Source organism: Barnesiella sp. An22, assembly GCF_963931395.1.
GTDB classification, from domain to species: domain Bacteria; phylum Bacteroidota; class Bacteroidia; order Bacteroidales; family Barnesiellaceae; genus Barnesiella; species Barnesiella merdigallinarum.
The window spans coordinates 1,804,853-1,819,346 of the sequence record NZ_OZ007014.1; the positions used below are offsets into that span (position 1 = coordinate 1,804,853).

Consider the following 14,494-nt stretch of genomic DNA (forward strand, 5'->3'; position numbering starts at 1 on the left):
TGTAAACCGATGAAGGGTACTACATTTGTCAAAGGTAAAGAGATAAAGGAGAAAGCAGCGCAGAGGGGATTGGCCGGTCTGTATGACCCGGCCAACGAACACGATGCGTGCGGAGTAGGTATGATTGTCAACATCCACGGCAACAAGTCGCACGAGTTGGTCGATTCGGCCCTGAAGGTGCTCGAGAACATGAAGCACCGGGGAGCCGAGGGCGCCGACAACAAGACCGGCGACGGTGCCGGTATCCTGTTGCAGATTCCGCACGAGTTCATTTTGTTGCAAGGTATCCCGGTCCCCGAGAAGGGCAAATATGGCACGGGGCTGGTGTTTCTGCCCAAGAGCCTGAAGGATCAGACCGAGATACTCGACATCATGGCCGAGGAGATCGAGCGCGAGAAGCTCTCGCTCATGCACGTGCGTTCGGTGCCGGTCAATTCGTCGATTCTGGGAAAGAGCGCCGCCGAGACCGAGCCCGACATCAAGCAGATTTTTATCACCGGCGAGGCCGACGACCTGGAGCGCAAGCTCTACCTCATTCGTAAAAAGATAGAGCGTCGGGTTTCGCACAAGGATTTTTACATCGTCTCGCTTTCGAGCAAGACCATCATCTATAAAGGCATGCTGTCGTCGGTGCAGGTGCGCGAATACTTCTGCGACCTCACGCAGCCCTATTTCACCAGCGGTCTGGCCATTGTCCACTCCCGCTTCAGCACCAACACCTTCCCCACTTGGGGGTTGGCCCAGCCCTTCCGGCTGTTGGCGCACAACGGCGAAATCAATACCATCCGTGGCAACCGGGGTTGGATGGAGGCCCGCGAGAGTGTGCTCTCCACACCGTTGTTGGGACCGGTAAAGGACATCCGTCCCATTCTGCAACCCGACATGAGCGACAGTGCGTCGCTCGACAACGTGCTCGAGTTTTTCGTGCAGTCGGGGTTGAGCCTGCCGCACGCCATGGCCATGCTCGTGCCCGAGTCGTTCAACGACAAGAACCCCATCAGCGAAGACCTGAAGGCCTTCTACGAATACCATTCGATTTTGATGGAGCCGTGGGACGGCCCGGCCGCCCTGCTCTTCAGCGACGGCCGCTATGCCGGCGGAATGCTCGACCGTAACGGTCTGCGCCCGGCCCGCTATCTGATTACCCGTAACGACATGATGGTGGTGGCCAGTGAGGCGGGAGTCATCAGTTTTGCCCCCGAGACCATCCGCGAGAAGGGCCGCCTGCAACCCGGTAAAATTCTGCTGGTCGATACGCAGGAGGGTCGCATCTATTACGACGAGGAGCTGAAGCAGCAACTCGCCTCGGCCCGGCCTTACCGTCAGTGGCTGGCCGAGAACCGCATCGAGCTCGACACGCTCAAGAGCGGCCGCAAGGTGGTGAATACCGTCGACGATTACGAGCGCAAGTTGCGCGCCTTCGGCTTCACCCGCGAGGATGTGGAGCGCACCATCACGCCCATGTGTACCACCGGGTCGGAGCCTACCGCCTCGATGGGTAACGATACGCCGCTGGCCGTTCTCTCCGAACGTCCGCAATCGCTTTTCAACTATTTCAGACAGCAGTTTGCCCAGGTGACCAACCCGCCCATCGACCCCATTCGCGAGGAGCTGGTCATGTCGCTCACCGAGTATATCGGCGCTGTGGGCAACAACATTCTGTTGCCCGACGAGAGCCACTGCAAGATGGTGCGGTTGCCGCATCCCATCCTCAACAACACCCAACTGGATATTCTCTGCAACATCCGCTATAAGGGATTCAAGACGGTGAAACTGCCCATGCTCTTCGAGGCCGGGCGGGGAAAAACCGGACTGGAAGAGGCGCTCGTTGCCCTCTGCCGCAAGGCCGAGGAGTCGGTCGACGAGGGGGTAAACTACATCGTCCTCACCGACCGCGACATCGATGCCGACCACGCCGCCATACCGGCCCTGCTGGCCGTGAGTGCCGTGCACCATCACCTCATTTCGGTGCAGAAGCGCGTGCAGACGGCTCTGGTGGTCGAGAGCGGCGAGATACGCGAGGTGATGCACGCCGCCCTGTTGCTGGGCTACGGTGCCAGCGCCATCAATCCCTACATGGTCTTTGCCGTGCTCGACGATCTGGTAAAGCGTGGCGACGTGCAGATGAACTACGAGACGGCCGAGAAGAACTACATCAAGGCCGTGTGCAAGGGGCTCTACAAAATCATGAGCAAGATGGGTATCAGCACCATACGTTCGTACCGCGGTGCCAAGATTTTCGAGGCCGTGGGGTTGAGCGAAGAGCTGCTGAACCGCTGGTTCGGTACCCGTTGTTCGTCGGTGGGCGGTATCCGTCTCGATGAGATTGCCCGTGACTACGAGGCATTCCACGATGCCGGCTATCGGCTCGACGACGAGGACGAGCCCTTGCCCTACATCGGGCAGTTCTCCTATCGCAAGGATGGCGAGAAACATGCCTGGAATCCCGAGACCATCAGTCTGCTGCAACTGGCTACCCGGTTGGGCAGTTACGATAAATTCAAACAGTTTACCCAGGCGGTAGACCACAAGGAGAGCCCCATCTTCCTGCGCGACTTCTTCCGCTTCAAACGCAACCCGATTTCCATCGACCAGGTAGAGCCGGTCGAGTCGATCGTAAAACATTTCGTGACGGGGGCCATCTCGTTCGGAGCCATCAGCAAGGAGGCCCACGAGGCGCTTGCCTTGGCCATGAACAAACTGGGAACCCGCAGCAACACGGGCGAGGGTGGCGAAGATTCGGTCCGCTTCCACGAGACCTACGACGGCATTTCGCTCTGCAGCAAGACCAAGCAGGTGGCTTCGGGTCGTTTCGGGGTCACTACCGAATATCTGGTCAATGCCGAAGAGATACAGATCAAGGTGGCACAGGGCGCCAAGCCGGGCGAGGGTGGACAGTTGCCGGGCTTCAAGGTCGACGAAGTGATTGCCCGCACCCGCCATTCGATACCGGGCATTTCGCTCATTTCGCCGCCGCCCCATCACGATATTTACTCCATCGAAGATTTGGCCCAACTCATCTTCGACCTGAAGAATGTCAATCCCCGGGCCCAAATCAGCGTCAAGCTGGTGGCCGAGAGCGGGGTGGGCACCATCGCTGCCGGTGTGGCCAAGGCCAAGGCCGACCTGATTGTCATCTCGGGAGCCGAGGGAGGCACGGGTGCTTCGCCCGCCTCGTCGATGCGCTACGCCGGTATCCCGCCCGAAATCGGGTTGAGCGACACGCAGCAGACGCTGGTGCTGAACGGCCTTCGCGGCAAGGTGCGCCTGCAGACCGACGGGCAGCTCAAAACCGGGCGCGACATCATCAGCATGGCGTTGCTCGGGGCCGAAGAGTTTGCCTTTGGTACCGCCGCCCTCATTGTGCTGGGTTGCGTGATGATGCGCAAGTGCCATGCCAATACCTGTCCGGTGGGCGTGGCCACGCAAGACCCCAAGTTGCGCGAGCGTTTCAGAGGTCACTACCAGTACGTGGTCAACTACTTCCAGTTCCTGGCCCAAGAGGTGCGCGAGTATCTGGCCGAGATGGGCTTCACCCGGTTGAACGACATCGTGGGTCGCACCGACCTGATTGAGATAGCTCCCGCCGAACCGGGAAGCAAATCCTCGCTGCTCGACTTCAGCCGCATGTTGCACCGGGTCGACAACGGTACGGCCCTGCATCGGGTCATGCCCCAACAGCACGACATCGACGGGGTGCTCGACGTAACCATGATTGCAGCCGCTCGCGAAGCCATCGAGAACCGACGCGAGGTTTCGCTCGAATATACCATCGGCAATACCGACCGTTCGGTAGGTGCCATGCTCTCGGGGGCCATTGCCTCGCGGTATGGCGAGGCCGGTTTGCCCGACGATACGATTCAGGTCAAGTTCAGAGGTTCGGCCGGACAGAGTTTCGGAGCCTTCCTCACCCGGGGTATCAACTTCCGGCTCGAGGGCGAGGCCAACGACTATCTGGGCAAGGGGTTGAGCGGCGGCCGCATTGCGGTACACCCGCCGGTGCGCAGCACCTTTGCCGCCGAAGACAATACGATAGCCGGCAACACGCTGCTCTATGGAGCCACCTCGGGCGAGGTCTACATCAACGGCCGGGCCGGTGAGCGTTTTGCCGTGCGCAACTCGGGTGCCATTGCCGTAGTCGAAGGGGTGGGCGACCACTGCTGCGAGTACATGACCGGCGGTCGGGTAGTCGTTCTGGGCGAGACGGGCCGCAACTTCGCTGCCGGTATGAGCGGCGGCGTGGCCTACGTGTGGGACAAGAACCGCAAGTTCGATTACTTCTGCAACATGGATATGGTCGAGCTCTCGCTGCTGGAAGACGCGGCTGCCCGCAAGGAGCTGCACGAGCTCATCCGCCAGCACTACTTCTACACCAGCTCGTCGCTGGCCCGCACGATGCTCGACAACTGGAACCGCTATGTCGACGAGTTTATCCAGGTAACCCCCATCGAGTTCAAGAAGGTTCTGGCCGAAGAGCAGATGCGCAAGCTCCAGGAGAAGATTGCCGAAGTACAGAGAGATTATTAACCCTATCGAAAAAAACGAACGATTAGATATAGCAAGATATAAAGCATTATGGGAAACCCGAAAGCATTCTTAACCATACCCCGGCAGGAGGCCGGATACCGCCCCGTACACGACCGTATTTCGGACTACGGCGAGGTGGAGCAGACCCTCAACACCAGCGAACGCAAGCTGCAGGCTTCGCGTTGCATGGATTGCGGGGTGCCTTTCTGCCACTGGGCCTGCCCGCTGGGCAACCGCCCGCCCGAATTTCAAGATGCCCTCTATCGGGGCCGATGGGACGAGGCCTACCGGCTGCTCACCCAGACCAACGATTTCCCCGAGTTTACGGGGCGCATCTGTCCGGCGCTGTGCGAGAAGAGCTGTGTGCTCAACCTGAGCATGGAGGCGCCGGTGACCATTCGCGAAAACGAGGCCGCCATCATCGAGGCCGCCTTCCGCGAGGGGCTCGTCAAGCCTCACCACTACAAGCGTAACGGCAGGCGTGTGGCTGTCATCGGGTCGGGCCCGGCCGGGCTCTCGGTGGCCAATCGGCTCAACCGGCTGGGCTACGACGTGACCGTATTCGAGAAGCTGGAGTATGTGGGCGGTCTGTTGCGTTTCGGTATTCCCAACTTCAAACTGCACAAGCCCATCATCGACCGTCGGGTGCGGGTGATGGAGGCCGAGGGCATCACCTTCGAGGTGAACCATGCCGTCGAGCTCGACCATCTGCCCGAGGGTTTCGACGTCTACTGTCTCTGCACGGGTACGCCCCAGGCCCGCGACCTCAATATTCCGGGGCGCGATTTGGCCGGCATCCATTTTGCCATGGAGATGCTGGCTCAGCAAAACCGGGTGTTGGCAGGCCAGACCTTCAGCGACGAAGAGCGCATCACGGCACGCGGCAAGGATGTGCTGGTAATCGGTGGCGGCGATACGGGCAGCGACTGCATAGGCACGAGCAACCGGCAGGGTGCGGCCAGCGTGACCCAGATAGAAATCATGCCGAAGCCGCCCGTAGGATACAATCCCGCGACACCTTGGCCCCAGTGGCCTGTTGTGCTGAAGACCAGCAGCAGCCACGAGGAGGGATGCGTACGTCGCTGGAGCCTCTCGTCCACCCGCTTTATCGGTGAGAACGGGCGGGTGTGCGGCGTCGAGGTCGAGGAGGTCGACTGGTTGCCGGCTCCCGACGGCGGTCGCCCGCAGATGCGGCCTACGGGACGGAAAGAGATTTTGAAGGCCGACCTGGTGTTGCTGGCGATGGGATTCCTCAAGCCTCAGTTGCCCGACCTGCCGGAGAATGTATTCGTGGCCGGCGATGCCGCCTCGGGTGCCAGTCTGGTGGTCAAATGTATCGCCTCGGGACATCGTGCCGCGCAGGAGATAGACCGGTATTGCACTACCGGCCAACGATAGAAACAGGAGTATAGAACAGCATAAAACAACGCTTGTCATGTGTGGAATAGCAGCCATATTCAATATTAAGAGCCAATCGCCCGAGTGGCGTAAGAAAGCCTTGGCCATGGCCAAGAAGATTCGTCACCGGGGCCCCGACTGGAGCGGCATCTATTGCGGAAGCTCGGCCATCCTGGCCCACGAGCGACTCTCGATTGTCGACCCTCAGAGCGGAGGCCAGCCCCTCTACTCGCCCGACCGCAAGCAGGTGCTTGCCGTCAATGGCGAGATTTACAACCACCGCGAAATCCGGCAACGGTATGCGGGTCAATACGAGTTTCAGACGGGTAGCGACTGCGAGGTGATACTGGCACTCTACCGCGACAAGGGTATCGACTTTCTGGAGGAGTTGAACGGCATTTTTGCCTTTGCCCTCTACGACGAAGAGCGCGACGAGTTTCTCATCGCCCGCGACCCCATAGGTGTCATTCCGTTGTATATCGGATACGACAGCGACGGCACCCTCTATTGTGCCAGCGAACTGAAGGCGCTCGAGGGTTTCTGCGAGCGCTACGAACCCTTCCTGCCCGGCCACTACTATTCGAGCCGCGAGGGGAAGATGGTCCGTTGGTACAAACGCGAATGGACCCGCTACGATGCCGTCAAGGATAATCCCGCCTCGATATTCGAGTTGCGCGAAGCGCTCGAGGAGGCCGTGCGTCGGCAACTGATGAGCGACGTGCCCTACGGGGTGCTGCTCTCGGGCGGGCTCGACAGTTCGGTAATCTCGGCCATAGCCAAGCGATTCGCTGCCCGACGGGTCGAAACCGACGGACAGAAGGAAGCCTGGTGGCCCCAGCTCCACTCCTTTGCCATCGGGTTGCGCGGAGCTCCCGACCTGGCCAAGGCTCGCGAGGTGGCCGACTATATAGGCACCGTACATCACGAGATAAACTACACCATACAGGAGGGGCTCGACGCCGTGCGCGACGTCATCTATTACATCGAGACCTACGACGTCACTACCGTGCGCGCCTCTACGCCCATGTATCTGCTGGCTCGGGTCATCAAGAGCATGGGTATCAAGATGGTGCTGAGCGGCGAGGGGGCCGACGAGGTATTCGGCGGTTACCTCTACTTCCACAAGGCACCCGATGCGCGGGCATTCCACGAGGAGACGGTGCGCAAACTGTCGAAGCTCTACCTCTATGACTGCCTGCGGGCCAACAAGGCCCTCTCGGCCTGGGGGGTGGAGGGACGTGTACCGTTCCTCGACAAGGAGTTCCTCGACGTGGCCATGCGGCTCAATCCGCAGGCCAAGATGTGCCCCGGCAAGACCATCGAGAAGCGCATCGTGCGCGAAGCCTTTGCCGACATGCTGCCCGACACGGTGGCCTGGCGACAGAAGGAGCAGTTCAGCGACGGGGTGGGGTACAGTTGGATCGATACCCTGAAGGCCGTCACCGCACAAGCCGTGAGCGACGAGCAGATGCAGCACGCCGCCGAGCGTTTCCCCATCAATCCGCCGCAAAACAAGGAGGAGTATTACTACCGCTCGATTTTCGAGGAGTATTTCCCCAGCGAAAGTGCAGCCCGCAGTGTGCCCAGTGTACCCAGCGTAGCCTGCTCTACGGCCGAAGCCCTGGCCTGGGATGCCTCGTTTGCCCACATGAACGAGCCGAGCGGCCGGGCCGTGACCGGTGTGCACGAAGAGGCCTACGGGAAAAAGTAAAAACCGGAGAATCGTAAAACGAAAGCTATATAAATAACCAACCATAAAATTTAAGACAGTATGTCAACGTTGAGATTTAGAGTAGTAGAGAAAGCCTTTCAGGCAAAACCGGTAGAGGTATCGGTACCCAACGAACGCCCGAGCGACTATTTCGCCAAGTATGTGTTCAATCGGGAGAAGATGTTCAAGTATCTGCCTACATCGACCTACAACCGCTTGGTCGATGTGATAGACCACGGTGCCACCCTCGACCGCGATATGGCCGACGAGGTAGCACGCGGAATGAAAAAGTGGGCGATGGAACTGGGTGCAACCCACTATACCCACTGGTTCCAGCCTTTGACCGAAGGCACGGCAGAGAAACACGATGCCTTTGTCGAACATGACGGCAAAGGGGGTATGATGGAAGAATTTTCGGGCAAGTTGCTCGTGCAGCAGGAGCCCGACGCCTCGTCGTTCCCCAACGGTGGTATCCGCAACACGTTCGAAGCCCGCGGTTACAGTGCCTGGGATCCCTCGTCGCCCGTCTTTGTGGTAGACGATACCCTCTGTATCCCCACCGTATTTATCGCCTATACGGGCGAATCGCTCGATTACAAGGCCCCGTTGCTCAAAGCGTTGCGCGCTGTCGACAAGGCTGCGGTCGACGTATGTCACTATTTCAATCCCGACGTGAAGAAGGTGATGGCCTACCTGGGTTGGGAACAGGAGTATTTCCTGGTCGACGAGGGTCTGTATGCTGCCCGTCCCGACTTGCTCTTGACCGGTCGCACGCTGATGGGACACGAGGCTTCGAAAAACCAGCAGCTCGAGGATCACTACTTCGGTGCCATTCCTACGCGGGTAGCCGCCTTTATGAAAGATCTCGAGATACAGGCTCTGGAGCTGGGTATCCCGGTTAAGACCCGTCACAACGAGGTAGCCCCCAACCAGTTCGAGCTGGCTCCTATCTTCGAGGAGTGCAATCTGGCCGTCGACCACAACATGCTGGTGATGTCGCTCATGCGTAAGGTAGCCCGCACGCACGGCTTCAGAGTGCTGCTGCACGAGAAACCTTTCAAGGGTGTCAACGGTTCGGGCAAGCACAACAACTGGTCGCTGGGTACCGATACGGGCATCTTGCTGATGTCGCCGGGCAAAACGCCGGAAGAGAACCTGCGCTTCATCACCTTCGTGGTGAACACGCTGATGGCGGTTTATCGTCACAACGGTTTGCTGAAGGCCTCGATCATGAGTGCCACCAACGCCCATCGTCTGGGTGCGAACGAGGCACCGCCCGCCATTATCTCGTCGTTCCTGGGTACGCAGTTGAGTCGGGTACTCGACCACATGGAAGAGAGTTCCGCCGACGATTTGGTAGTGCTCTCGGGCAAACATGGTATGAAACTCGATATTCCGCAAATCCCCGAATTGCTTATCGATAACACCGACCGTAACCGTACGTCGCCCTTTGCCTTCACCGGCAACCGCTTCGAATTCCGTGCCGTAGGTTCCGAGGCCAACTGTGCCAGCGCTATGATAGCGTTGAACTCCGCCGTGGCCGAGCAGCTCGTCATCTTCAAAAACGAGGTAGACGAACTGATTGGAAAAGGCGAGGAGAAGATTCCGGCTATCATTCAAGTGTTGCGTAAGTATATCAAACTGAGCAAACCTATCCGCTTCGACGGCAACGGTTACAGCGATGAGTGGAAGGCCGAGGCCGAACGTCGTGGGCTCGATTGCGAGACGAGTGTTCCACTAATCTTCGACAACTACCTCTCGATGTCGAGCATCAAGATGTTTGAGTCGACCGGAGTAATGACCCGCAAGGAGCTCGAGGCTCGTAACGAAGTGAAGTGGGAGACCTACACGAAGAAGATTCAGATCGAGGCTCGTGTATTGGGCGACCTGGTGATGAACCACATTGTACCGGTTGCTACCGAGTATCAGACCAAGTTGATTGACAACGTGTATAAGATGCGCGGACTCTTCTCGGAAGAGGAGACTCGAGAACTCTCGGCCGAGAATCTGGCTATTATCCGCAAGATTGCCGAGCATACCAGCTACATCAAGGAGCATGTCGACTCGATGATCGATGCCCGCAAGGTGGCCAACAAGATTGCCGATGAGCGTGAGAAGGCCATAGCCTACCACGACACGATTGCCCCGATGTTGGAACAGATACGTTACCATATCGACAAACTGGAATTGATTGTCGATGATCAGATGTGGACGTTGCCTAAATACCGCGAACTGCTTTTTATCAGATAAATAAGTTAAGTTTGGTTAGATGGACGAAGGCCGGAGCCTCCTTTTCTGCGGGGAGGGCCGGCCTTTTTCAGTATCGGGAGAGGGGAGAATGGTAATGCCGGACACGGAAAGCTCTCGTTTTCTTTTTGCCTCTCTGCTTTATGTATATAAGATAGGAGGCGGTTTGGAATAATCAAACTCGAAATTTCATTTTGGTTTGCTTCTCCTCTCACCTCCTCTCGCCTTTCGCTATCTTTACATAAGATAAGATGCGGCTTGGCATAGTCAAATGTTGAAAACTTCGTTTTCCATTTGCCTCTGCTCTCGCCTTTCGCTATCTTTGTTCCCATATAAAACATAAAAAAAGAATAGGTATGATAATACATGTGATACTCCTGCTTGTGGGGTTGGTTTTGATTCTGTCGGGGGCCAATTTTTTGACGGACGGGGCTGCCGCTTTGGCCAAGCGTTTCAACATATCGTCGCTGGTGATAGGTCTCACGATTGTAGCCTTCGGGACATCGGCTCCCGAGTTGACGGTGAGCGTGGTTTCGGCCATCAACGGCAGTGCCGAACTGGCAATTGGTAATGTGGTGGGAAGCAACATTTTCAATATCCTGATGATTGTGGGGGTGACGGCCGTAGTGGCACCGATTCGCATTACCCGGGGTACGCTGACGAAAGAGATACCGCTGGCGATACTTTCGTCGGTAGTCGTGCTCATTTGTGCCAATGACCTGTTTTTGGGTACCGGCACCGAGAATGTCATCAACCGGGCCGACGGGTTACTTATGCTCTGCTTCTTCTTGATTTTCCTGGGCTATACGTTTGCTATTGCCCATAACCATAGCGACGAGGAGTCGGCCGAAATCAAATCGTTGCCCGTGTGGCGTTGTGTGGTTTACATCATAGGCGGACTTGCGGCTCTGATATTCGGCGGTCGGCTGTTTGTCGACGGGTCGAGCGAGATAGCCCGTTCGCTGGGAGTAGGCGAGTCGATTATCGGTCTGACGCTGGTGGCCATGGGTACCTCGTTGCCCGAGTTGGCTACTTCGGTGGTAGCGGCTTTGAAGAAAAATCCCGAGATTGCCATCGGTAATGTGATAGGTTCCAACCTGTTCAATGTCTTTTTTGTGTTGGGGGCCAGTGCCGCTATCTCGCCGCTGCCTCTGGGTGGCATCACCAACTTCGACCTGCTCTATCTGTTGGGAGCTTCGGTATTGATGTTCTTCGTAGGAAAGTACCACAAGGAGCGCATGATTACTCGTACCGAGGGTATTGTAATGATTCTTGCCTATGTGATCTATACCGGTTATTTGATTTATCAGCTGTAAGAGTTGCTCAACCTCTCTCGGAAATGGGAGAGGAGTGACTGCATCGAGAATATGACACACGGCCTCCGCGAGAATTTCAACTCGTGGGGGCCGTGCGCTTTCAAAGGGGATTATTCAATCTCGTCGATCGTGGGGCAATGGGTAAAGTGGAACTCCGACTGGGCTTTCTCTTTCGAAAAGCAGAAGTAGGTCAGTTCGCCCTGTGTACAAACCTGGCCGTTGCAACTGATTTGGGCGGCTATAAAGGCAAAGTTGTGTTTGATTTCGATGAGGCGAGCCCGTATCTCCAGAGTAATATCGCTCCCCGTGGGGATAGACTTTTTGAATTTGACATCCAGGTGGGTAGTCATGCCCGAGGTTTGGAGTTTTCGAGCTACGAGCCAGCCGGCAATCTCGTCGATGAGTAGCGATTGAATGCCACCGTGCAGCGTGTGCAGCCAACCTTGGTAGTTGTCGGTCGGAGTCCAGAACGAAACGATGTCGTCGCCATCCTCGTAAAACTCCATTCTCAATCCGTAGGGATTGTGAGGGGCACAGCCAAAGCAGTTGTATCCCTCGTTTTCGAGTCGAATCCAGGGGTTTATAATCTTTTTCATTGTAGAGAATTTGTTTGTTCGGTAAAATTTGAGACCAAAGATAATAGTTTGTCGGGCTATTGTCTCTTTTTTCGATGAGAATTAGTAAAGAACAGAGAAAAAGCGAGATAGAGTGGAGAGATACAAATATTCTTAATGAAATTAAACTAGGGACAGTCGTTTAATTCCGTCATTATGAGTCAATCGGCAGACTGTCCCGGTAATTTTTCCGATCGAACTCATCTTTTTATATTTTCGGCTCCGTTTCGGAGCCCCTTTTTTCATTTTTGGACCCAACTGGAGCCAATACTCCAGTGAAAGGGCCGTTTCTCACTCACCTCGAACATCAGGCAGCCTGGGCAATTTCGTTGACTTCCCGCCGGACGAGCTGTACTGCATTCGCCGTGTGGATGCCAAAGAAGATGTACAGGATTTCGGTCAACTTCGTCCTTGCCTTGATGCGTTTCAGGCCATAGTGTTCCTTCTGCGTTCCGAACGAGCCTTCCATCCTCGTTGCCCTCACCCTCGCCAGCTCGTTGCGGATGATGTCGTTCTCTTTCTTTTCCAAGGACGGACGGCCACGCTTGACGAATGACGTCTGTATTCCTCTATCCTTGCAGTACCCCCTGTTGGCGCTGCCGGCATAGCCTGCATCTCCTCCGACCTTCTTCGCCTCCACACCGAAGAGCTTTCGGTGCATCTTCAGGCAGTGCGTAAGCCTGGTTCCCTCGTTGAAGGCATTGAATGACAGCTTCTCGATGAATGAGAGTCCGTCAACCTGGATGTTGTTGCACTTCGCACCAAACTCTACGCTCTTCACTTCCTTGCCTCTCACGATCGGCCTCACATACGGCTTGCTGATGCTCACTATCCTGTCCTTGACACTCTCGCGAGGATTGTTGTTCTCGAAGTGGGCCTTCTGCTGGCGGTACACTCTTGTGATGATTTCAATATCGCTCTTCTGTCTGGCTGTCAGCAATTTCTCCGCGCCTGCATTCTCCCTCTCCAGTGTGCGGGTCTCCTTCAGTATCTTCCCCAAAAGGTTGAGCAGGCGTCTGGTCAGTTTCCTGGTCTGGACTTTCGTATGCCTGCGCCGCTTCCTGTACGACAGGTTGGCCTTCTCTACGTCTACGTACTTCGTCCTCGGACGGTGCACATTCAGCTTGGCACTCAGAGTGCACATTATCTCATATGACTTCTCTATTCCTTCCCACAGAAGCTTCGCATCCGTAGGATAGCGCATCTCGCTCTCGTAACAGGTCGCATCCGTATACATCGTATCCAGGTCCTTCATGTACGGTTCCCAGGCTCTTGTCAGTATCTCCTGCTGCTGTTGGATCTTCAGCCCGCGGGCCAGCTCCGAAAACACGTCGTCCAGAAGTTTGTAGTTCGTCAGAGGATGCATCGGGTCTATTCTCACATCGCAGAAGAGCTGATAGTGGACGTTGCCGTTAAGATGCTCCATCAACCTCGGGCTGCTCAGACCTGTGTACATCTTCAGGAACATCAGCGCAACCTTGCCCTCCGGGGTGAAGTATGTTTTTCGCCCTTTCTTCGCTCTCATGCTCTTGCTTATCAGTCCAAAGTTCTCTGCCATCTCACCAAGCGGCAGCCTCTTCCTGATTTTTCCCAGCTCGCTAGTCTCGAACGTCCGCCTATACAATTCATAAAAATCGAACTCCGTGAAAGGAAGATCGGGTGATATTCCAGAGAAATTTTGTACCTTAGCCATGCAGATTAATTTTTGCGATACCTCCAAATTTGGCTTTTCTAGGGCAATTGGAGGTATTCTTTTTATCTTTAGCTAAGATACAAATTTTATATTACATTGGCAATCAATTCGTTATAAAGTTTTATTCTTTTTACGACAGTCCCTATTATAATATATCTGCTTATTTCCGAAGATATCCACTATGTTTTGTACTAAATCATTATTCATTTCTATTCCTTTTTATTGCGTTAGGCTGTCAGCTAATTCTATGATTGTCATCCCAATTAGTTTAAATTATAGAAAACTGTCAAAAACTTCCTTTCGATCTTTGTCAGATATACCACGATAGCAGTCACTGCGGAGCCATATCAATGGCTTCTCTTTTTGTTTTCTATAGTTTTCAGGTATAATTTCCTGGATTTCCTTATTGTTTGCTGATGCAAGTTCTATGAGGGAATAACTACTTATCGCAGTTTTAATCGCCTCGATAATAGGCGTATTCATATTTGCAATATCAGTATTGCCAATCTCCTTTAGCATCTCATTGTTTTGTTGAATAGCAAAGTTCGATGCTGTTATAAGTTGCATCTTTGCTGTTTCTGCCTGTTTTATTTTGCGCTCTCCCTCAAAGTAAAATGGCATAGAAAAGGCTGAACACACAAATTTACCTTTGAGAATGGCAGCAAGGGCTATCAGTGGGGCATAGATACTCCCTGTCTGTCCGCCTAAGGTTGCACAAATTAAAATAGCGTCGGTTACTTGAGAAATGACATCTTCCACAAAGCCTGTTAAATCAGACTTTGCTTTGCGTATTTCATCAAGATGAACACTTGCATCAGCTTGCGCGGCATTGTTGGCAAGTTCTTTGTTATCTGTATCACAAACGATAAGTTTGGCATCCGTGAAAAGCTTGGCATTCTTAATGTCGGAGGCAAGATTATATCCACCGTTACCGACAGCAATGATTGTTATTGGCATAATTGAAGCTTATTATTTATTGTCATATATG

General features: G+C 55.0%; 8 protein-coding genes. 5 read left to right on the forward strand and 3 right to left on the reverse strand.

Features of this window, described 5'->3' with window-relative positions; translation table 11 throughout:
• Window positions 1–9 precede the first annotated feature (9 nt).
• The 5 genes from gltB to ABGT88_RS07395 all read left to right on the forward strand — a co-directional run bounded on the left by gltB (window position 10) and on the right by ABGT88_RS07395 (window position 11,199).
• Complete coding sequence (gltB, locus tag ABGT88_RS07375) at window positions 10–4,527, forward strand: glutamate synthase large subunit (protein WP_346701264.1); 4,518 nt, start codon at window positions 10–12, stop codon at window positions 4,525–4,527.
• 48 nt (window positions 4,528–4,575) lie between these two features.
• Complete coding sequence (locus tag ABGT88_RS07380) at window positions 4,576–5,925, forward strand: glutamate synthase subunit beta (protein ID WP_346701266.1); 1,350 nt, start codon at window positions 4,576–4,578, stop codon at window positions 5,923–5,925.
• 37 nt (window positions 5,926–5,962) lie between these two features.
• Window positions 5,963–7,636 (forward strand): asparagine synthase B, encoded by a 1,674-nt coding sequence (gene asnB, locus ABGT88_RS07385; RefSeq protein ID WP_258327258.1) that lies wholly within the window; start codon window positions 5,963–5,965, stop codon window positions 7,634–7,636.
• A 60-nt stretch (window positions 7,637–7,696) separates the two neighbouring features.
• A complete protein-coding gene (locus ABGT88_RS07390) occupies window positions 7,697–9,886 on the forward strand; it encodes a glutamine synthetase III (RefSeq protein WP_087407549.1) in 2,190 nt (729 codons plus the stop codon).
• Window positions 9,887–10,245: 359 nt separating this feature from the next.
• A complete protein-coding gene (locus tag ABGT88_RS07395) occupies window positions 10,246–11,199 on the forward strand; it encodes a calcium/sodium antiporter (RefSeq protein ID WP_346702840.1) in 954 nt (317 codons plus the stop codon).
• A gap of 110 nt (window positions 11,200–11,309) precedes the next feature.
• Here the strand turns inward: ABGT88_RS07395 and ABGT88_RS07400 are convergent, their stop codons facing one another.
• From ABGT88_RS07400 to ABGT88_RS07410, 3 genes are all read right to left on the reverse strand, one after another.
• A complete protein-coding gene (locus tag ABGT88_RS07400) occupies window positions 11,310–11,795 on the reverse strand; it encodes a PaaI family thioesterase (protein ID WP_346701269.1) in 486 nt (161 codons plus the stop codon).
• Window positions 11,796–12,120: 325 nt separating this feature from the next.
• A complete protein-coding gene (locus ABGT88_RS07405; RefSeq protein WP_346701271.1) occupies window positions 12,121–13,506 on the reverse strand; it encodes a transposase in 1,386 nt (461 codons plus the stop codon).
• 273 nt (window positions 13,507–13,779) lie between these two features.
• Window positions 13,780–14,463, reverse strand: coding sequence for a hypothetical protein (locus ABGT88_RS07410; protein WP_346701273.1), 684 nt, complete (start codon window positions 14,461–14,463; stop codon window positions 13,780–13,782).
• Window positions 14,464–14,494 lie beyond the last annotated feature (31 nt).

Bases quoted from the DNA above. Each gene is read 5' to 3' on its own strand.
- gltB (WP_346701264.1), top strand. From the start codon at position 10: ATGAAGGGTACTACATTTGTCAAAGGTAAAGAGATAAAGGAGAAAGCA.
- ABGT88_RS07380 (WP_346701266.1), top strand. From the start codon at position 4,576: ATGGGAAACCCGAAAGCATTCTTAACCATACCCCGGCAGGAGGCCGGA.
- asnB (WP_258327258.1), top strand. From the start codon at position 5,963: ATGTGTGGAATAGCAGCCATATTCAATATTAAGAGCCAATCGCCCGAG.
- ABGT88_RS07390 (WP_087407549.1), top strand. From the start codon at position 7,697: ATGTCAACGTTGAGATTTAGAGTAGTAGAGAAAGCCTTTCAGGCAAAA.
- ABGT88_RS07400 (WP_346701269.1), bottom strand. From the start codon at position 11,795: ATGAAAAAGATTATAAACCCCTGGATTCGACTCGAAAACGAGGGATAC.
- ABGT88_RS07405 (WP_346701271.1), bottom strand. From the start codon at position 13,506: ATGGCTAAGGTACAAAATTTCTCTGGAATATCACCCGATCTTCCTTTC.
- ABGT88_RS07410 (WP_346701273.1), bottom strand. From the start codon at position 14,463: ATGCCAATAACAATCATTGCTGTCGGTAACGGTGGATATAATCTTGCC.